Source organism: Megasphaera sp., assembly GCF_047831605.1.
Classification (GTDB): domain Bacteria; phylum Bacillota; class Negativicutes; order Veillonellales; family Megasphaeraceae; genus Megasphaera; species Megasphaera intestinihominis.
In genome coordinates this window covers 173,150-194,196 of record NZ_CP181255.1, presented here as the reverse complement: position 1 = coordinate 194,196, position 21,047 = coordinate 173,150, and the positions used below count along the sequence as shown (strand labels likewise).

Annotated in this window: 19 protein-coding genes; 16 read left to right on the top strand and 3 right to left on the bottom strand. The window is 45.6% G+C overall.

Annotated features, from left to right (window positions below; genetic code table 11):
- Positions 1 to 30: 30 nt before the first annotated feature.
- From ACFWUB_RS00965 to ACFWUB_RS00920, 10 genes are all read left to right on the top strand, one after another.
- Positions 31 to 1,710 carry a recombinase family protein gene (locus tag ACFWUB_RS00965; RefSeq protein ID WP_416184032.1) on the top strand — a complete coding sequence of 560 codons (1,680 nt, stop codon included), beginning with the start codon at positions 31 to 33 and terminating at the stop codon, positions 1,708 to 1,710.
- Positions 1,695 to 3,263: a recombinase family protein gene (locus tag ACFWUB_RS00960; protein WP_416184031.1), complete on the top strand. Its 1,569-nt coding sequence runs from the start codon at positions 1,695 to 1,697 to the stop codon at positions 3,261 to 3,263. Before ACFWUB_RS00965 ends, ACFWUB_RS00960 begins: the two co-directional genes overlap by 16 nt.
- Positions 3,264 to 3,393: 130 nt before the next feature.
- Positions 3,394 to 3,789 carry a DUF262 domain-containing protein gene (locus ACFWUB_RS00955; RefSeq protein ID WP_416184030.1) on the top strand — a complete coding sequence of 132 codons (396 nt, stop codon included), beginning with the start codon at positions 3,394 to 3,396 and terminating at the stop codon, positions 3,787 to 3,789.
- Between the two features lie 13 nt (positions 3,790 to 3,802).
- Positions 3,803 to 5,050, top strand: a complete 1,248-nt coding sequence (locus ACFWUB_RS00950; RefSeq protein ID WP_020311933.1) for an IS256 family transposase — start codon at positions 3,803 to 3,805, stop codon at positions 5,048 to 5,050.
- Complete coding sequence (locus ACFWUB_RS00945) at positions 5,037 to 7,175, top strand: DUF262 domain-containing protein (RefSeq protein ID WP_416184029.1); 2,139 nt, start codon at positions 5,037 to 5,039, stop codon at positions 7,173 to 7,175. Before ACFWUB_RS00950 ends, ACFWUB_RS00945 begins: the two co-directional genes overlap by 14 nt.
- 103 nt (positions 7,176 to 7,278) lie before the next feature.
- Positions 7,279 to 8,595, top strand: a complete 1,317-nt coding sequence (locus ACFWUB_RS00940; protein ID WP_416184028.1) for an HsdM family class I SAM-dependent methyltransferase — start codon at positions 7,279 to 7,281, stop codon at positions 8,593 to 8,595.
- Positions 8,595 to 9,974, top strand: coding sequence for a restriction endonuclease subunit S (locus ACFWUB_RS00935; RefSeq protein WP_416184027.1), 1,380 nt, complete (start codon positions 8,595 to 8,597; stop codon positions 9,972 to 9,974). The genes ACFWUB_RS00940 and ACFWUB_RS00935 overlap by 1 nt, the downstream gene beginning before the upstream one ends.
- Positions 9,975 to 9,976: 2 nt before the next feature.
- Entirely contained in the window at positions 9,977 to 13,015 is a 3,039-nt protein-coding gene (locus ACFWUB_RS00930) for a type I restriction endonuclease subunit R (protein ID WP_416184026.1), read from the top strand.
- Between the two features lie 49 nt (positions 13,016 to 13,064).
- Positions 13,065 to 14,351, top strand: coding sequence for an OB-fold protein (locus ACFWUB_RS00925; RefSeq protein ID WP_416184025.1), 1,287 nt, complete (start codon positions 13,065 to 13,067; stop codon positions 14,349 to 14,351).
- Positions 14,352 to 14,914: 563 nt separating this feature from the next.
- Positions 14,915 to 15,112 (top strand): terminase, encoded by a 198-nt coding sequence (locus ACFWUB_RS00920; protein ID WP_416184024.1) that lies wholly within the window; start codon positions 14,915 to 14,917, stop codon positions 15,110 to 15,112.
- Positions 15,113 to 15,118: 6 nt separating this feature from the next.
- On the opposite strand, the gene ACFWUB_RS00915 is transcribed toward ACFWUB_RS00920, so the two are convergent.
- From ACFWUB_RS00915 to ACFWUB_RS00905, 3 genes are all read right to left on the bottom strand, one after another.
- Complete coding sequence (locus tag ACFWUB_RS00915; protein WP_416184023.1) at positions 15,119 to 15,397, bottom strand: helix-turn-helix domain-containing protein; 279 nt, start codon at positions 15,395 to 15,397, stop codon at positions 15,119 to 15,121.
- Entirely contained in the window at positions 15,394 to 15,765 is a 372-nt protein-coding gene (locus tag ACFWUB_RS00910) for a type II toxin-antitoxin system RelE/ParE family toxin (RefSeq protein WP_292107539.1), read from the bottom strand. Before ACFWUB_RS00910 ends, ACFWUB_RS00915 begins: the two co-directional genes overlap by 4 nt.
- 92 nt (positions 15,766 to 15,857) lie before the next feature.
- Positions 15,858 to 16,100, bottom strand: coding sequence for a zinc ribbon domain-containing protein (locus ACFWUB_RS00905; RefSeq protein WP_292107541.1), 243 nt, complete (start codon positions 16,098 to 16,100; stop codon positions 15,858 to 15,860).
- Between the two features lie 879 nt (positions 16,101 to 16,979).
- On the opposite strand from ACFWUB_RS00905, the gene ACFWUB_RS00900 reads away from it, so the two are divergent.
- The 6 genes from ACFWUB_RS00900 (at position 16,980) to ACFWUB_RS00875 (ending at position 20,910) form a co-directional block, all read left to right on the top strand.
- The gene (locus ACFWUB_RS00900) at positions 16,980 to 17,189 is read left to right on the top strand and encodes a hypothetical protein (protein ID WP_020311629.1); all 210 of its coding nucleotides are present in this window, start codon (positions 16,980 to 16,982) and stop codon (positions 17,187 to 17,189) included.
- A 4-nt stretch (positions 17,190 to 17,193) separates the two neighbouring features.
- Entirely contained in the window at positions 17,194 to 17,592 is a 399-nt protein-coding gene (locus ACFWUB_RS00895; RefSeq protein WP_416184022.1) for a DUF2335 domain-containing protein, read from the top strand.
- A 62-nt stretch (positions 17,593 to 17,654) separates the two neighbouring features.
- Complete coding sequence (locus ACFWUB_RS00890; protein ID WP_020311627.1) at positions 17,655 to 17,861, top strand: hypothetical protein; 207 nt, start codon at positions 17,655 to 17,657, stop codon at positions 17,859 to 17,861.
- Between the two features lie 128 nt (positions 17,862 to 17,989).
- Complete coding sequence (locus tag ACFWUB_RS00885; protein ID WP_416184021.1) at positions 17,990 to 19,246, top strand: RNA-guided endonuclease InsQ/TnpB family protein; 1,257 nt, start codon at positions 17,990 to 17,992, stop codon at positions 19,244 to 19,246.
- A 243-nt stretch (positions 19,247 to 19,489) separates the two neighbouring features.
- Positions 19,490 to 20,068 (top strand): transposase, encoded by a 579-nt coding sequence (locus ACFWUB_RS00880; protein WP_416184020.1) that lies wholly within the window; start codon positions 19,490 to 19,492, stop codon positions 20,066 to 20,068.
- On the top strand, positions 20,035 to 20,910 hold the full coding sequence (locus ACFWUB_RS00875; RefSeq protein ID WP_416184373.1) for an IS3 family transposase: 876 nt from the start codon (positions 20,035 to 20,037) through the stop codon (positions 20,908 to 20,910). The genes ACFWUB_RS00880 and ACFWUB_RS00875 overlap by 34 nt, the downstream gene beginning before the upstream one ends.
- Positions 20,911 to 21,047: the final 137 nt, after the last annotated feature.

Sequence of the window (21,047 nt, the reverse complement as noted above, 5' to 3'; positions counted from 1 at the left end):
TGATATATAGTGTCGAAAGGAGCTGATTCTATGCGGACTATCCGTAAGATTGAACGAAGCATACCAAATTTGAAGCAGCGAAAGAAAGTCGCAGCCTATGCCCGCGTATCCATGGAATCGGAGCGGATGCACCATTCCCTTTCGGCGCAGGTCAGTTATTACAGCAGCCTCATCCAGAAGAACCCGGACTGGGAATACGCCGGGGTCTATGCGGACTATGGCATCTCTGGGACGGGGATGAAGAAGCGGCAGGAATTCCTGCGGATGCTGGAAGATGCCGAAGCCGGGAAGATAGACATCATCCTGACCAAGTCCATCCAGCGTTTTGCCCGCAACACCGTAGACCTTCTGCGTACCGTCCGGCATCTGAAAGAGCTGGGCATCGAAGTCTGGTTTGAAAAAGAGAATATCCATACCATGAGCGGTGATGGCGAGCTGATGATGACCATCCTGGCCTCCTTTGCCCAGGAAGAGAGCCGCTCCATTAGTGAAAATATCCGGTGGCGCATCAAGAAACAATTTGAGCAGGGGAATCCTAACGGGCGGTTCCGTGTTTACGGGTATCGTTGGGAAGGGGATACCCTAGTGATAGTCCCCAAGGAAGCGGCTGTTGTCAGACGCATATTCCAGAATTTCCTGGATGGCAAGTCACGTCTTGAAACCGAACGGGAATTTGCTGCCGAAGGCATCACGACCCGGAATGGCTGCCGCTGGATGGATTCCAACATCAGGGTTGTCCTGACCAATGTTACCTATACCGGCAATATGCTTTTCCAAAAGGAATATGTGACGGATCCAATCCTCAAGAAGCGGAAGAAGAACCGGGGCGAACTTCCTAGGTATTATGTTGAAAATACGCATGAGCCTATCATCGACAAGGAAACCTTTGATTACGTGCAGCAGGAGATGGCGCGGCGAAAGGAACTGGGGGCGCTGGCCAATAAGTCCTTGAATACGACCTGCTTCACGGGGAAAATCAAATGCGGCATCTGCGGTCGGAGTTATATGCACAATCGCCGCACAGACCGGGGCTTTGAAGAATTCTGGGATTGTGGCTCCCATAAGCTGAAAGGCCGGAATTGCGGCGCAAAAGGAAGTATCCCGCATGCAGTCCTTGTAAAGGAGAGTACAGAAGTCCTAGGCCTGGATGATTTCGATGAGCAGGCCTTCCTTGACCAGGTCGAAAAGATAGTAGTGCCAGAATACCACGTGATGGTTTTCTGTATGAAAAACGGACAGAAGCTTATCCGGCACTGGGTATCAACGGCGAAAAAGGATTGCTGGACCGATGAGTATAAGGATCGCCAGAGGGCATGGATGAAAAACTACATGGCCAATGGCAAGGGAACACGGTTCTCCGCCTTTACGACACGTGTCCGGTGCGCCTTGTGCGGATCCTCTTTCCGGCGGTGCAAAACGAAGCATGACAGGCCTGTTTATTGGCGATGCAGCAAAGGCGGCAAATGTGAATCGGTCAGCATCCGGGAAGATGACCTGAAGCGTGTGGCCGCAGAGGCCATGGGGGTAAAAGCTTTTGATGAGGATAGATTTCGGGAGAAAGTGGAATATATCGAAGCCGGAAAGCCAAATTGCCTGACTGTCCATTTTAAGGATGGGAGAAGAGAAGAGATTTCTTATACACCTACGCCGTCCAAGCGACGTTCCAAGGCACGGAGAAAGGAGAGCAGAGAAAAGTGGCAAAGACAGTAAGGGCCATCCCGGCTACCATCAGCCGTTATACGGCGGCCCCGATTAACAGCCGGAAGAAGCGGAGAGTAGCTGGTTATGCCCGGGTTTCCACGGACCATGATGACCAGGTTACCAGCTATGCCGCACAGGTGGACTATTATACGAATTACATCAAGGAGAGGAATGACTGGGAGTTCGTTGGCATCTACACCGATGAAGGCATCTCGGCTACCAACACGCGTCACCGCGATGGTTTTAAGCGGATGGTCAGGGATGCCATGGATGGGAAAATCGACCTCATCGTCACAAAATCAGTCAGCCGCTTTGCCAGAAATACCGTGGACAGCCTGACGACGGTACGCAAGCTCAAGGACAAGGGCATCGAGATATATTTCGAGAAGGAAAATATCTGGACGCTCGATGCTAAGGGGGAACTCCTTATCACTATCATGAGTTCCCTAGCGCAGGAAGAAAGCCGGAGCATCTCGGAAAACGTCACCTGGGGTCACCGGAAACGGTTCGCTGATGGCAAGGTATGTGTGCCGTTCGGCCACTTTCTCGGATATGACCGGGGGCCGGACGGGAATCTGGTCGTTAACCGGGAACAGGCTAAGACAGTGAAGCTGATTTACCGATTGTTCCTAGACGGTTACACATTTCATTCCATTGCAAAAGAACTGACAGCCAGAGGGCTGGATACTCCGTCCGGGAAAAAACGGTGGTATCCGAAATCAGTGGAAAGCATCCTGACCAATGAGAAATATAAAGGAGATGCCTTGCTGCAGAAACGGTTTACCGTCAATTTCCTTACCAAGGAAACAAAGAAAAATGAAGGGGAAGTGCCGCAGTACTATGTAGAAAATAACCACGAGGCCATCATCAGCCCAAAGATATTTGACTGGGTGCAGGAAGAAATCAAACGGCGGCGTGAAGGCAGGAAATGTTACAGCGGTGTATCTATTTTCTCCAGCAAAATCAAGTGCGGCCAGTGTGGCGGCTGGTACGGCGCCAAGGTCTGGCACTCGACCGACAAGTACCGTCGAACCATCTACCGATGCAACGACAAGTTCAAGAATCGCTGTACGACGCCGCATCTTACGGAAGATGAAATCAAGGCAATCTTTGTGAAAGCCGTCAATCAGCTCATCGGCAACAAAAATGAAATCCTGAGTAATATCACATTGCTGAAAGAAAAGCTTACCGATACGGAAGCCTTGGAAATGGAAAGGGACAGAATCAGCACGGATTTGAATCTGTTGGCTGATAAGGTTCAGCAGCTCATCGCCGAAAATGCCCGGGTCGCGCAGGACCAGGATGATTACGATCGGAACTACAATGAGCTGGTCAGTCGGTATGAAGCGGCGAAAAAGCAGTACGACAAGGCTTGTGAAACTATTCAGTATCGTAAGGCCCGGAGCCGACAGATAGACAGCTTCATCAAGGAGCTTCAGGAGCAGGAACTCATCAAGGAGTTCGATGCCCGGCTGTGGGGCAGCCTGGTGGACTTCATCACGGTGTACAGCAAAGATGATATCCGGGTGACCTTTAAGGACGGAACGGAAATCAAAATATAGAAGAAAGAGGAGAATGGCCGTTATCTGATTATGGATGGCGGCCTTTTTGATGTCTAAAAGTTTACCATATATACGTGCTGTGATAAAATAAACCTATGAATGTCGATTATCTTAGGAGAAGAATGACAATATGAAAGCGAACGAAAATAATATATTAAGATTAATAAGCGGTCCAGATAAAAAATTTATTATTCCTGTTTATCAGAGACCTTATAGTTGGAAAAAGAAAAATTGTGAACAACTTTTAAAAGATTTAAAGGATGTTTATGAATGCAAGCATAAATCTCACTTTTTTGGATCATTAGTATATGTGTCTGAAAATAGTGGCAGCTGCGAGGAATTTGTTATTATTGATGGGCAACAGAGGATAACAACTGTTTCACTCCTTCTTCTGGCAGTACGCAATTATGTTCTTGAGCATTCTGATTTGAATGTGAAATCAATTAATAGGGAGTGTAAAATAGTTTGTGTAAATCGGTATTGCATGAATCTACTTTATGCCCCATACTGGGGTAAACAAAGATAAGGACGGTAACAGAATGGCAAAGTGTAAAACTCCACCAACTACCCCAGGCGAGCAGATTGCTCAGCAAATCCTCAACAACTACGACATCAAGAGCGCGGAAGACGTACAGGACGTCCTGAAGCAGATTTTTGGCCCCATTTTTGAGTCCATGCTCAAAGGTGAGATGGAAAATCATCTCGGCCATAAGAAGCATGAGCGCTCCGAAGACGGTGACAATGTCCGGAACGGCTATTCATCCAAGACGCTCAAGACCTCTCTGGGCGAGGTTCCTATCCGCGTCCCTAGGGATCGCCAGAGTACGTTTGAACCGCAGATCATCAAGAAGCACCAGCGCGACGTTTCGTCCATCGAGGGCAAGGTACTGGCGATGTATGCCCGTGGCATGAGCCAACGCGACATCGCTGCAACCATCGAAGACATCTACGGCTTCCAGATGTCACATGAACAGATCTCCACCATCACAGGCTGCGTCATGGAAGAGGTCGAGGCATGGCGGAATCGTCCGCTCCAGTCGTTCTATCCATTTGCTTTCGTCGACTGCATCTACGTATCGCTGCGCACGGAGTATGGCGTCCAGCAGGTGGCCGTCTATGTCATGCTTGCCTATGACGTCAACGGCTGCAAGGATGTCCTTGGCCTCTGGATCAACGAGACGGAGAGCAAGCATGCCTGGATGCAGATCTTCGACGAGCTGCGGGCTCGCGGCGTTAAGGATCTTGGCATCCTGTCCATGGATGGCGTGAGCGGATTGGAGGAAGGCGCCAAGGCTGTATTCCCGCATGCCACGGTTCAGCGCTGCATCGTACACCTCATCCGCAATTCCATCCGCTACATCCCACGCAAGCAGTGGAGTGCATTCACGAAGCAGCTGAAGCTCATCTATGGTGCCATCAACGTCAAGCAGGCCCGTCAGGAATTCGAGAAGTTCAAGACCGACTGGCAGGCTTATCCAGGCGCGGTCAGCGTATGGGAAAACAATTTCTCACACGTCGAGCAGCTCTATAACTATGGCAGTGCCGTGCGCAAGATCATGTACACGACCAATGCCATCGAGAGCGTCAACTCTAGCTTCCGCAAGGTGACCAAGAAAGGCGCTTTCCCCAACGAGGATGCAGTCTTCAAGATTTTCTACCTACGCATCCAAGAGCTCTATAAAAAATGGAAGGGTCGTCACGTCGCAAACTGGGCGATGGTCCGGAACCAGCTGCTCATGGACGACAGGATGTCTCAGCTTATGCAGCAATACGATGTTGCTTATTGAATCGATTTACACAAAACTCTTGACACACCCAATTAATACCGAAAAAATCAAAAATGCCTATCTGACCGATGAATATGCGGACAACGAAAAAAAATTAAAATTAAAGCTTATTCAAGGGGATGACGCAGCTTATGACGCATTGATTGAAGGTAAGGCACCGATTGAGGACACCTGTGTTACTGCAAATTATAACTATTTTTATTCTGAGATTAAAAAAATGACCCCGGAGGAGCTTGAAGGTGTATATAATGCTATTGGAAAACTCGATATAGTTAGCATCAGTTTACAGCCACAGAACGGGGATGATCCACAACTTATTTTTGAAAGCCTGAATTCGACAGGACTTGATTTGGAAACAGCAGATAAGATTCGTAATTATGTATTGATGAACATGAAGCATAGGGAGCAGGAAAAATTTTATAAAAACTATTGGGAACCCTTGGAACAAGCTGTTGGTCATCATGATATTAATAAATTTATTCGATTTTACCTGGCAAATAAAACGAGAAAGCTTTATGATGAGAAAAAACTGTATTTCGAGTTCAAATATTATCGTGAAGACAGTAAGCTTTCCATTGAATCGATACTTCAGGACATGCTCGAATATGCGCACTATTATAACTTTATTGTTAATCCCCAACAGAGAAAAACATCATATTCGGATATTCTTGAACGCATTGATAAACTTGACGTAAAAACTTGTATCCCATTGATAATGGATTTGTTTAAGGCAAAATCAAGTGGGTATATTTCTGAGGAAAAGTTAAAGAAAGCTTTAGAGGTAATTGAAAATTTCATTATCAGAAGAGAAATCTGTGATTTACCGACGAATGCGCTCAATAAGCTTTTTGTTCAGATTGGTGCCGAAGTTGATAAAGAAGTAAATAACAGTGATATGGATTATTATGATGTATTCTGCAGTAAGCTGTTATCTAAAACGGGGAGAAGTCGCTTTCCCAATAATCACGAATTCCATGAACATTTTGAATCTTATGATTTATATGACGCCAAATCGAGTATGCGAAAATACATATTAGAAAGGTTGGAAAATTTTGGTAATAAGGAGCTTGTTGCCGTAGAAAAGCTGATTGATGAGAAAGTGTTGACGATAGAACATGTGATGCCACAAACGCTTAACGATGAATGGAAAAAACAGCTCGGCAAAAATTGGGAACTTATTCAAACAAAATATTTGAATACTCCAGGAAATTTAACCTTAACAGCCTATAACTCTGATTATAGTAATTCGCCTTTTGCAAAGAAGAAGAACATGCCAGAGAAAGGCTTTTTGTGCAGTAAATTGTCTTTGAATGAGTATATCAAGACTTGTGATAGTTGGGCCGAAGATCAGATTAAAGAAAGAGCTGGTATTCTTTATAAAAAAGCAGAAAAAATATGGTGGATTCCTGATGCGGTCAAAATTGATGAAACAGAAAAGTCAGAGTGGTTTAACTGGGATGAAGATGTGGACATTACAAATAAAAAAGTTTTGCAAGTAGAAGTAATAGACACGTTAATCGATACAAAGGATATGAGTGATGCCTACCGAAAGGTTCATAGTATTTTATTCGGACTCGATCCAAGTTCTTATTATAATTCCGATTTTCCCTGGTTCAACAAAACTGATTTGGGGATGAGAAAAGCATATAAACTGGCTGATAATGCTTATATAGAAACTAATCAAAGCAGTCAAAACAAGCTTAATACGATTAAGAAAATAGCTGGATTGATGCAATTGGATTCTAATGATATCCGACTGTTAATTGGTAGCAAACCACACAAACCAACGTTTAAAATAAATGATGCGTCTACATATGGGGTTCTTAGCACAGGGAAATTGGCTTATGAACTTTTCAAAGAAGTAATGAGACGCGGACTTGTTTCAAACGATGAAATTCAGCAGTTAAAGACTAAGGAATATACTAAAAAGCTTTTTAATCGAACAGACTATCCAGTTCTGGCAGATCGCCGAGATGCCAATAAGGGAAACAGTAGCCACATTCGTTACAGGAAAAATCCTTTAATTTTTGATGGAAAAGAAATCTATATAACCACACAATTTTTTGAAGATGAAAGAGATGAAATCATTCAATGGTACAAGAAACATATAAATGGGGCTGATTAATCACTTTATGATACTATGCACACGGGGGTGTGCAAAATTCTGACTATCGTTCGATTGTATCAAATACGAACGCCTTTGAGATGGAGCCTGCGGGACTGGCGGGATGCTCACAGTGGCCCAGGCGCGGCTCCTGAAACTGGCAGCCAAACAGAGTAAAAAAGTTTCTATTCACCTGTTCGGTCAGGAAATCAACCCGGAAACCTATGCCATCTGCAAGGCTGATATGCTGCTGAAAGGGGATGGCGAGGAAGCGGAACACATTGCCTATGGCTCGACCTTGTCTCTGGACGGGAACCCGTCGCGGCAGTTCGACTTCATGCTCTCCAATCCACCTTATGGCAAGAGTTGGAAGACCGATGCCGACAAACTGGGTGGCAAAAATGAAATCCTTGATACCCGCTTCAATACCTACTTGCCGGGTGGGGAACTGCTGAAGATGATCCCCCGCACCAGCGACGGGCAGCTCTTATTCCTCCTCAATAACGTATCCAAGATGAAGACCGATACCGAACTGGGCAGCCGCATCATCGAAGTCCATAACGGTTCGTCCCTGTTCACCGGCGACGCCGGCAGCGGGGAAAGCAACGCCCGCCGCTATCTGATCGAAAGCGACCTGGTGGAAGCCATCATTGCCCTGCCGGATAACATGTTCTACAACACGGGCATTGGCACCTACATCTGGGTCCTGTCCAATAAGAAAGAAGCCCGCCGGAAAGGCAAAATCCAGCTCATCGATGCGACGCAGATGAAATCGCCCCTGCGCAAGAACATGGGGAACAAGAACTGCGAATTCACGCCGGATATCCGCAAAGAAATCATCCGCATCTTCCTCGACATGGAAGAAAGCGACGTCAGCAAGATTTTCGACAACAGCGAATTCGGCTACTGGAATGTCACCGTGGACCGGCCCCTGCGCCTGCGGGTGTTCCCGGAACGGGAGATTCCCGAAAAGGATGAAAAGGGGAAAGTCCTGTTCAAAAAACATACGGAGCTGTTAGACGTGCGCCAGGCCGTACAGGAAGCAGCTAAGACGGCGCCCTTTGACGACTGGGATGCCTTTGCTAAAGCCACTAAATTGAAGAAGACACAGCTGAAGAAAATCCGTCCTTATATCACCGAAACCGACCCAGAAGCGAAAGAAGTCGCCGGGGAAGCGGACCCGGAACTGCGGGATACAGAAAACATCCCATTCCAGTATGAAGGCGGTATCCATACCTTCATCGAGAAAGAAGTCCTGCCCTATGCGCCCGATGCCTATGTAGACGAAGACAAGACCAAAATCGGCTATGAAATCAGCTTTACTAAATACTTCTACAAGCCCGTAAAACTGCGGGATATGAAAGATATCCTGGCGTCCCTGGCGGAACTGGAAAAAGAATCAGAAGGCGTTATGGATGACATCGTCAGGGGGCTGGAGTAATGAAGAAATATAGCAATGTGATGAATACTAATGTCACGTGGATTCCCCAGATACCAGCACATTGGAAACTTCAGAAGATAAATGCGTTGTTTACTGAACGCAAGAAAAAGGTTTCAGATAAGGATTATAAGCCGTTATCAGTAACGAAGAAAGGGATACTACCACAGCTTGCACATGCAGCCAAGTCCAATGATAGTGACAACCGAAAACTTGTAAAGGCAGGAGATTTTGTTATCAATAGCCGTTCAGACAGAAAAGGTTCCTGTGGCGTATCCAAACTGGATGGGTCAGTTTCACTTATCAACATTGTTCTGACACCTAGAAATGAATTGAATAGTGAATATATTCATTATTTGCTTCGCAATTATAGATTTTCTGAAGAGTATTACAGAAACGGCAGGGGGATTGTCGCAGATTTGTGGACCACTCGCTATAGTGAAATGAGAACTATTCTGATTCCCGTCCCTCCTCGTGCCGAGCAGGACCAGATTGTGCGCTTCCTGGACTGGAAGGTTTCGGAGATTAACAAGCTGATTGGAATTCGGCGGAAGGAAATACAGGAGCTGGAGGAATTGAAAGCAGAAATTATTAATTCTGCTATCCTTCAAGGAATTGACTCGAATGTAGTTATGAAGAAAACCGATGTTTACTATCTACCGAAAATCCCCGCAACATGGAAGGTTATAAAAATTAAGAGGATATGTAAGGTTGGTGCGTCGATTAGTAATCAATTAAAGAAGCACACGGATCAAGATAAAGTGGTTTTCTTACCAATGGAAAATATTTCAGAAAATGGTAAAATTGATTGCTCAATCAAACAGCCAATTGCAAAAGTAAGAACAGGGTTTTCATCATTTGCTAAAAATGATGTTATTGTTGCTAAAATTACACCATGCTTTGAAAATGGCAAGGGTGCTTGCCTTGATGAACTAGAATCAGATATAGGATATGGGACAACAGAACTTTTTAATTTAAGAGCAGGAAACGATGTTCTGCCTAAATATCTGTACTATATTACGATGACTAAAATTTTCAGGAGTCTCGGAGAAGGGCAAATGACTGGGTCAGCAGGTCAAAAAAGAGTTCCTGCTGATTTTATAAGAAATTTTGTTATTGGTTTGCCATCTATTGCTATACAGTATAAAATTATTGATTACATTTGTCTTAAGACAAGTCAGATAAATAGACTGATATGCACAAAACATAAACAGCTTGAATTTTTAAAAGAGTTATGCTCCACCATCATCTCTGACGTGGTCACCGGCAAAATCGATGTCCGGAATATCCCTGTTCCTGCTTACGAACACGTGGACGACTTGACGGCTGATGATGGGGAAGACAATGACGAAGAAACAGGAATCCCTGGAGAGGAGGACTGACGATGGCTTTTACGGATAAAACGGAAAAGGGTTTTGAAACGCTCATCGTGAACTGGCTGGTGAATCAGAATGGCTACCAGCAGGGGACGAATGAAGATTACAATAAAGAATATGCCATCGATGAAACCCGGCTCTTTCGCTTTTTGAATGATACTCAACCCAAAGAGATGGCAAAGCTCGGCGTCAACCAGAGTGACCAGAAGAAGCGGCAGTTTTTGAACCGTCTTTCTGGAGAAATCACCCGGCGCGGTATCATCGACGTGCTGCGCAATGGCATCAAAGCCTATCCAGCTGACCTGATCCTGTTCTATTTCACGCCGACGGAAAACAATGAACAGGCGAAACGGCTATTTGACAAGAACATTTTCAGTGTTACCCGCCAGCTGCGCTATGCTATCGACGCGTCAAAACTGGCTTTGGACCTCTGTCTGTTCATCAACGGCCTGCCCGTTATTACCATAGAGCTGAAGAACCATTTCACCGGGCAGACGACAGCCGACGCCGTAGAGCAGTATAAGAAAGACCGCAATCCCAGGGAACTGCTGTTTTCCTTCAAGCGCTGTATCGTACATTTTGCCGTAGATGATCAGACGGTCCAGTTCTGCACGAAACTTTGCGGGAAGGCCAGCTGGTTCCTGCCTTTCAACAAAGGATACCACGATGGGGCCGGGAATCCGCCCAACCCCGAAGGCATCATGACGGACTACTTATGGAAAGATATCCTGACGAAGACGAAACTGTCCCGTATCATCGAGAACTACGTCCAAGTCGTCGTCGAGGAAAATCCGGAAACCCGAAAGAAATCGGTCAAACAAATCTGGCCGCGCTATCATCAGTTGGATTGTGTAGAAAAACTCCTGGCCGATGTCAGGCAGTACGGTGTGGGTAAACGCTATCTCATCCAGCACAGTGCCGGGTCGGGCAAATCCAATTCCATTGCCTGGCTGGCCCATCAGCTGATCGGACTGGAACGGGATGGACGGCCTATGATTGATTCGGTCATTGTCGTGACGGACCGGCGGATTCTGGACAAGCAGATCCGGGATACGATTAAACAGTTCATGCAGGTAAAGAATACCGTCGTATGGGCCCAGCACTCGGGCGACTTGAAAAAGGCCATCCAGGACGGCAAGCGGATCATTGTGACCACAGTAGAGAAGTTCCCTTATATTTCTCAAGAAATCGGACAGGAACATATAAACCATACCTTTGCCATCATCATCGACGAAGCCCATTCGGGACAGAGTGGGCGGAATGCAGCCAATATGAATCTGGCCCTTTCCGGACTGGCTTCGGACAGTGAACTGGATAATGAAGACAAGATCAACGCCATGGTAGAGGGACGGAAACTGGTAAAAACAGCCAGTTACTTCGCCTTTACGGCTACGCCTAAAAACAAGACGGAAGAGGTGTTTGGCACGCCTTATGAAGAAGACGGCCAAATCAAACATCGGCCCTTCCATGTCTATACCATGAAACAAGCCATTCAGGAAGGCTTCATCCTGGATGTGCTGAAGAATTACGTGACCATCGACAGTTGGTATAAGATTGCCAAAAAGGTGGAAGACGACCCCATGTTTGACAAGAAGCGGGCTCAGAAGAAACTGCGCTCCTTTGTCGAAGGGAATCCCGACGTCATTGCCAAGAAAGCGGCGATGATGGTAGACCATTTCCACGAACAGATCATTGCCAGGAAGAAACTGGGCGGCCAATCTCGCGCCATGGTGGTGACGGCCAGTATTCCCCGTTGCATTGAAACGTACTATGCCATTACCAAGTGTCTGGCCGACCGGCACAGCCCGTATAAGGCTATCATCGCTTTTTCCGGGGAATGTAGCTATCACGGCCAGGAACCGCCTCTGACTTCGGCAGCGATGAATGGTTTTCCGGACGCAAAGATTCCCCAGGAATTCAAGAAGGACCCGTACCGGCTGCTGGTCGTGGCCGACATGTTCCAGACGGGATTTGACGAACCGCTGCTCCAGACTATGTATGTAGACAAACCCCTTTCGGACATTGCAGCTGTCCAGACCCTGTCCCGGCTGAACCGGGCGGCGCCGGGCAAGGATGAAGTCTATGTGCTGGATTTTGCCAACAAGGCGGAAACGATTGAAAAAGCCTTTTCCAAATTCTACCGGACGACGATTTTGTCCGGCGAAACGGACCCCAATAAGCTTTACGACCTGATTTCCCTGATGGAAGACTATCAGGTCTATGACCACAGCGATGTAGAGAAAGTAGTGGACTTGTTTCTGAGCGGCGGGGAACGGGACCGGTTGGATCCGCTCCTCGATTCGTGTGTTGTCCTTTATGACCAGCTGGAAACGGAGGACCAGATTCAGTTCAAGAGTGCCGCCAAGGCTTTTGTGCGGACCTATGGTTTCCTGGGGTCTATTCTTCCCTATGGCAATGCAGCGTGGGAAAAATTATCTATTTTCCTGAATCTACTGATTCCCAAACTGCCATCCCCTCAGACCGATGACCTGTCAGAGGGTATCTTGGCCGCTGTGGACCTGGACAGCTATCGGAACGAGGCACGGGAAGCAGTAGCCATCAGACTGGAAGACGAAGATGCTGAAATCGCCCCCGTTCCTACCGGTAAGGTTGGCCATATTGTAGAACCGGAAATGGACCCCTTGTCGCACATCATCTCGGAATTCAATGATATGTTCGGGAATATCCAGTGGAACGACGCTGACAACGTACAACGACAGCTCCTGCAGATTCCGGCCATGGTTTCCCGCGATGAGAAGTACCGCAACGCTATGAAAAACTCTGATGAACAAGAAGCCCGGACCGAGAGCGAACGAGCCCTGCAGCAGGTCATTTTTTCCATCATGGCAGACAATATGGAACTCTTCAAACAGTTCCAGGACAATCCATCCTTTAAGAAATGGCTGACCGACATGGTGTTCAATCTGACCTATAATAAAGAAGGCAAATCCTATGAAGTGCCTGGGAATTGCCAGTATTCCATTCCGGAACAAAAAGGCGGAATGGTAGCAGAACGTAAGCCCGATGCCGGGGAGAAAAACGGTTGATTCTTTTTGATGCTCACAATGAATTAAGCCCCAGTGAGGTGAGAATCTGATGAGAAATAAGCATCCCAAAGGCTGGATGGATACTCCGCACCATATTGAGTTCTTGAGAAAAGACGAGGATGATGAACGGAGAGATAAAAGGCGTTGCCTCTTTTTTACAAAGAATAAATGTAGTTATTATAATGGCCAATGTATCGGTTCATCCCATTGCAATTATTATCAGGAAGATAAACAAAAAGCATCTAAACGTTCTTCAAAAGCAACTACCCACCGTACTTCTAAGAGGCGACCTTCAAAGAAGCCGGTTTGTGCAGATCCCATTGCGCCAGAAAAATTAATGTTTAAAAATACATTATTAGAAGCGCAAAGAAAAAACGTTCAAGCGATGTATAATGTAGCGCAATTCTATGAATATGGAAAAGGCGTTCAACAAGACTACGAACAAGCGGAATATTGGTATAAACTAGCTGCAGATAATGGAAATCCCTATGCGATTACGGCTATTCAGAAGCTCAATGAGAAATATCCTGTCCAAAAGCGCGAACTGCCTGAATTACAAAATGATTCTGCTAAAGAAAATAAAAATGATGTGGTAGCCGTATCAGCGGCAAGTCAAAACAGTTCACCTAATGATGCCCAGGAAATCATAGAAGACTCGTTGACTTTAGAAAAGACATTCTTTCAAGATAACAATGAGTTATCGGCGCATGCTGACCACGAGACACAGACTACTCGATATATAAGTCAGCCAGATAGTCAGCCAGATATAAGTCAACCTGATAGGGAGCAATTTGCAAAAGTTACTACTCAAAATCATGAATTAAGGAAGACTATTTTTCAATCTCTTATTTTTATTTCTGCTGTATGCATTGTCATTTTTTCAATTTATTACGCTGTGTCGTATCGGCACAGCTCTTCTCCAGCAACGCCACCCGTGAAGCAGGTTATACAAAAAAAGCCGCCATTAGGGACGAAAGAAAATCCCTATGTCATTACAGCAGAAGGCTTAATGGGAAAATATAATGAAAATATTTCGGAAACGAATAGTAAATATAAAGGAAAATATGTAAAGGTTAGTGGAATTGTAATTCATCAAGGAAAATTCAATAATTCCAATAATATTGCTGTATGTATTTATCGATGGAACTTTAATGGGAAACGATACGATATTTTAGGTGCTATTAACGAAAAAAATAAAGAATGGACTCGAAATATAAAAGAAGGAAGCTCTGTTGTGATAACAGGAAAGTTTATAGGAGCTGTTGAACAAAAAAATAAAAACGTCATATCTTTACAGATTTTAGTTTCACAGCTGCCACAAATTAAAGATAAGTAAAAATATACATTAAAAGGCGCTGCCTTCTACGACAGCGCCTTTAATCTTTTATGTTCTTCAATCAATAATCCACTCAACGTCGACGGATTCACTTTCTGTCGTTGAATTGGCGGCCAGCTGGTTAGAGAGGTCTAAGGATTTGGGCTTTTCATATCTTAGCGAATCAGGCGCCAGCATATCACAATAACGGATTGAATCTTCGCTATAGTTATTCATAGATACCGATTTGATGCCAATGATTTTTTTTCCTACCGTAGCTGCGATGGCTTCTGCCCGATGTTTGGAATTGGCGACAGCCTATTCCTTGCTTTTTCAAAATTAGTGGGGAATAGACCGCGATTGGCTCGGATTCAGATGCGGCATTGCGCCGCGACAAACTCAGACTGACAACGACGCTTCGGGAAGCCCTCAGCGCGTAGCGGGCCGCCCGCCGCTGTCATCCCGTCCGGGGAATTGTCTCCAGCATCTGACGGGTCAGAACGCTCTGGGCGGCCCATACGGAATCGCAGTCAGGCGATGGGAATAACGCAGTCACAGGTCACAAAAAAACACGGTCAATCACTATGGTGCCGTTCGGCCAGGGGTTCAAGGGCAACGTGGTGATGCGGCAGGACCCGGCGGGGAACATCGAAACGGACAAAGAAAAATCCGTCGAAAAAATCGACGGAATCGTGGCGTCCATCATGGCACTGGACCGCTGCGTCCGCAATGGGACTGGCAGCGGCAGTGTCTATGATGAACGGGACGTTATTTCATTTTGATTTTTGTCAGCCGGCTGCAGTCACCTGGAGTTTCAGGTCGAGGGCCTGCATAAGCTTGACGAGAGTATCGAGCTTTGGCGTTGTCTTCAGTGTTTCGATACGGGCTACCGAGGACTGTGGGATGCCGCATCGCTCTGCAAGGGCGCGCTGGCTGATGCCCAGTTCCTGTCTCCGCCGGATGATGGAGGAAACAATGTCGCTTACTTCTTCGATTTCTTCCATATTGCGGCGTTCTTCTTCGCTGACGGCCTTTACATGATTCTTATAGTCTTCCCAGGTTCTCATTGTTCTGCCTCCTTTTGGCGGATGTAATCGTCGCGTTCCGTTTTGGCACGGGCGATTTCCCGGTTCGGTGTTTTCTGTGATTTTTTGCGGAAATGATGGAGCAGTACATACTGGCTCTCGTCATAGTAAAAATAAAAGACCCGGTTGTTTCCTGGACGCAGTTCCCAGATGTCTTCTTCCAGATGTTTGGTGATATTGACCGGCAGATTGGTGCCGTTTTTTGCGAGCAGGTCGATGTAGAAGAGAATCTGGTTGTACTGGATACGGGCATCCTTGCTGCTTTTGCTTTTCACCCGCAGGGCTTCCAGAAAATCCCAGACTTCTGATTCGCCGTGCTGGTTCTCATAAAATTCAATCTTGTACATCATGATCTCCTTTATGTTCCTATTTAGATGATAGCATAAATGCTATCAAAAGGCAAGGGAGGCAAAGCAGCATCGATTCATTGCATTTTTTGATTTCATGTCAGGAGGTTTTCATGCATATCCCTTTTCCATTCCATTACAGATAAGTCCTTGGTTTCGTGGTTCTGATATCCGCAAACATGGCACAGCTGGCTGCTTGGATACCACTTGTCTATCTTGATAAGCTGTTTACCTTGCCAAGCAAGCTTGTACTCCAGCATGTTCGTGAACATATTCCAGCCATTGTCAGTTACGGATTTGCCAAAGCTGAACTTGCCACCTTTTTTCTGCTTTGCCATCGCTTTGACGCTAATGTCCTCAATGCCAATGGTATCATAGCGGTCTGCAAGGTAGCGCGTCTTAAAGTGCGTCTAAAAACAGAGAGCTGGCAATTTTTCACAAAAAGGAAAAATGCCAGCTATTGTGTTAGGTATGGGAAAGAAAGAAGGCTGCAACAAAATGAGCCCTCCGCGCGTAGCGGGCCGCCCGACGCTGTTGTCCGTTCTGATAACCGGTCCTGTACCTGACGGGCTAGAAAGGCTCTGGGACGGCCCCTACGGAATCGCAGTCAGGCGATGGAAATAAACGCAGTCACAGGTCATAAAAATACACGGCCCATGGCCTTGTGCGGCCCGCTGTGAGATTCGGTCACAGCCCATTCGAGTATAATGGTAGGCTTTTACGAGCCACGAACCACGAACAACGGCCTTTCTCTCGGATTCAGATGCGGCATTGCGCCGCGACAGATTCATGAAATGAACGCAGTTCGCAGGTGGCCGGTCGCAGTTCGCAAAAAAAAACGGCCCCCGATTGGGGCATTTTTTACGAGTCGAGGGTTACTCGAGGCGATGTCGTTATTCTGGGTCTGTTGCCGCGCAGCGGCATTTGAGTCCGAGGCGACCGGCGGCCTGCGAACTGCGACCGGCGGGGCCGATAGGCCCCAATCTACATTAACGATTCCTTAAATATTTTGGATTTGGTTCAAAAATGATTAGAAAACGATTAAGTTTTCCAGAACCGTCCTTTTTCTGTTGTATCATGGAGGTATGGATATATCCTACTCGTTCTGTTTCATGCTATAATAAAAAAAGGAATGGTGAATCTGTTGAAAAATCAATTGACTGCCCATGAAATCCGCTATTGTATTTATTCTATTTATCCTAATAGGAGGTGGCAATATGGCAAGAAAATTAAATATGAAAATGAAAGCTTTATTTGCGATGCTGATGTGCGGCCTCTCGACATTTACTGTTTTTCCACAGACTGATTATTCAAAAAATACGCACAATGATGCTGCTTCTATAACTAACGAAAGTTGGGCTAAAACAGGAAAAACGCTATGGACTACTATTGAGGAGGTGGGCAGCCGGATTGAACAAGAAAAATAACTAGTTGAATAATCAATCTGTACCCAAAAGGAACGAAATCAAAAATAAATCTAATAATCGTAATGCGACTGGAGTAGTGCTTCAACATCAATCTGCATATCAGTATCAAGACCCTATTCCACCGCCTGAAATGATGGAAAAATATAAAAATATTTATGCCGATGCTCCTAAAATAATATTACAAGAGTTTAAAGAGAATTCAGAACATATACGGCAAAAAGAATTACTGGAAGTTCAAGGCACCATAAATCGGGACCGAAGAGGCCAATGGATGGCGTTTGTTATTTGCATGGCTATCTTAGGGGTGGTTTTTTATAGTCTATATTTGGGCAATATTACATTTGCAGGCTTAAGTGGACTCGGGTTTATAGCTCTTATAGCAACGGGTATTTTGAAAAAATAAAGTGTGATAAGAACTCTGTCCAACAGTGCTGTTTTTTATTGCCGAAGAAGCGGATTCGTGACATGACGAAAATGGAACGCTGGTTGGCTTACATCAATCGCGAACTCACCATCCTCGACTATAACTCGGATCATCGCGATGCCTTTGAAGAAGGCAAAGCTGAGGGGCGTAAAGAGGGAGAGGCCAAAGGTCGTAAAGAAGGCGAAGAGAGACTTGGTATGTTGATGAGCCTTTTATCACAGTTTTGCCAGAAGACTCCTTCCTCTTAGGTAGGGGCATCAATGGCGATGGATTTCGCAGGTTCGATGCCTGCGAAATTCACCCTATGTATTTTCCATCTTAGCCTTTTCACTACGTCTACGGTATAATGGTAGATAACAGAGGAGGTGGATTCCAGATGTACTTGACGCAATCGAATGTCATCCGTGGCTTGTCGAAACAAGAGTATACGATGCTCCGGGAAATGTGCCAATACAGCAATAACCTGTACAATGTAGCGGTCTATACGATTCGGCAGCATTACTTCGATACCCAGCAATTCTTGCGGTACGAAGAAAATTACCCCATCTGCAAGGAAAATGAAAACTATGGCTTGTTACAGGCCGGTGTCGCCCAGCAGATATTGAAGATGGCCGACCGAAGTTTTCGTTCTTTTTTCGGGCTTTTGCAGAAAGTCAAGTCAGGTGACTATGGTTCAAAGGTTGTCTGCCTGCCACACTATCGTGAAAAAGGCGGTCTCTTCAATCTCATCTTGTCGACGAACGCTATTACCATTAAGAATGGCTTCTTAACAGTGCCGATGAGCCGTGAATATATGAAACGCCATAATGGACATCGGATTCGGATTCCTGTTCCCGACAGGCTGAAGGATAAGACAATTCAGGAAATCCGTATCTGTCCCATGTATGGTGGACGGTATTTCAAGATTCAGTATTGTTACCTAGAGGACCCAGAACCAGTGAAAACCTCGTCAGGCCGTATCTTGGCTATCGACTTAGGGCTGGACAATCTGGCCGCCTGTGTTACTAATACGGGGACGTCGTTCCTCATGGACGGTCGTAAACTCAAATCTATCAACCAGTATTGGAACAAACGCAAAGCCAGACTCCAAAGCATTGCCGCCAAGCAGGGCCGGAAGACGACGAACCAGCTCTGTCAGTTAGCGAAGAAACGCAATTTCCGGATGCAGGACATCCTTCGCAAGACAGCCCGCTATATCCTCGATTTTTGCATCCGTCATCAGATAGGGATCATTGTCTGCGGCTATAATCGCGATTTTAAACGAGGACTAAAGCTGGGCAAAGTGATGAATCAGCATTTCACTCAAATCAGTCTGAGCTATCTTCGTAGTACCTTGAAACACCTGTGTGAACGCTATGGGATAACCTATCTGGAACAGGAAGAATCGTATACCTCTCAGGCCAGCTGCCTGGATTTGGACAACATTCCCGTATACCAGCCGGATACACCCTATACAGGAACGTTCAGTGGGAAACGAATCCGGCGCGGACTGTACCGTTTCGCCAACGGCAGGACGGCTAATGCCGATATCAATGGCGCCGCCAACATACTTCGTAAAAGTAAGCAGAACTTCGATTTCGAGGGACTGTGTAAGGGGCTTTTGGACAGCCCTTTGAGAATAAGGCTATCCTGATTTCAGGAGGAAACTTAAACAGCAACCTTCTCAAGAATCTCCTGCTTCTATAAGCGGGAGAGGTTCAATAAAAGAGAATCGTCATGATGATGTAGCCAAAGCGGCTTCTGATGCTGATTTTTGTGAAAAACTTTTTAAGGAATATGGGATTTAGTTGATAATAAAGAGACCATGCATGAAGCAGCGTGAGCTGCCCCCCCAATAGTTAGACCAAAAATCTAACGATTGGGGGTCAGTTTTTTTATGGCAAAACACAGTTATGAATTTAAGAAAAAAATAGTGCTGGAATACTTGAGCAGTGACGAAGGGTATACTTCTATTTCACGTAAATATGGAATGGAAAGTAGCAGCCAATTGCTAAAGTGGACTGCAGCCTACAAAGCATTTGGAGATGATGGATTGAAAAGATCTCGCTCTCGAAAAATATACTCTTTCAAAGAGAAACTTTCTGTGGTACAGTCTTACTTAACAAGCGAATTTTCATATCAGGAACTCGCCCTTCAAGTAGGAATCAACAATCCGACAATGATTGTCAGATGGGTCAATGAATTTAAAATAGCTGGGCCGGATGCATTACGGCCACATAGGAAAGGCAGGAAAAGAACTTTGAGCGAATCACGAACCAGAAAACCAGATACTCAGGGTCAGGAACCAGTCGTCGATACCAGTGTGGAACATGTCCAGGAGTTAGAGGATGGAAATCTCAAACTCCGGATAGAGAATGCTTTTTTAAAAGAACTGAGGAGACTGCGTTTAGAGGACGAAGCAAAAACGAGAGGGTTGCAAAAATCATCTGCAGTCTCCGAAGATCATTCAAATTAAACGATCTTCTCTCCTATACGCAGATGCCCAAGGCAACCTATATGTACTGGCAGAAACGGTTTGACCGTGAGAATCCCGATCAAGAACTAGAAGACAAAATACAGGAAATCCGTAGCCAGCATAAAGATTATGGCTATCGGCGCATGACCGGTGAATTAAAAAATCAAGGGTATTGCGTGAACAAGAAGAAAGTCCAACGTATCATGCAGAAACTAGGCCTTCAGGTAACATCCTTTACTCGAAAAAGCCGTAAATACAGCTCTTATAGAGGCAAGGTAGGAAACGTGGCTCCGAATCGGATACGACGTCGTTTTAACACGACTATTCCGCACCAGAAGATTACAACCGACACGTCAGAATTCAAATACTATGAAGTAGATACACAGGGACATCTGACCCTGCACAAGCTTTATCTGGATCCTTTCCTGGACATGTTCAACAATGAAATCATCAGTTATGGAATAGCGAAACATCCTTCAGCTAAAAGCATACTGGAAGCTCAGGCTGAAGCAATCAAAATCACGGCTGATTGTCCGTATCGAAGAACGTTTCACTCCGATCAGGGCTGGGCATATCAAATGAAAGCCTATACCCAGAATCTTAAAGAAGAACGAATTTTTCAGAGTATGTCTCGAAAGGGCAACTGTCATGATAACGCTGTCATGGAGAACTTCTTCGGCTTAATGAAGCAAGAAATGTATTATGGGGTGATTTACTACAGCTATGAGGAACTAAAAGCCGCTATCGAACGATATATCAAATACTATAATGAGCAAAGAATCAAAGAAAAACTAGGTTGGAAAAGTCCTGTACAATACAGAATTTTCCGACAGACAGCATAAAAAAAGTAACGAGACAGTAAAAACTGTCTCGTTACCAAGGTCTAACTTTTTGGGGTCACATCAGCAGCTATCATGTGTGATCTTTTTTGGATTCAGATGCGGCGTTCCGCCGCGACAGATTCATGAAATGAACGCAG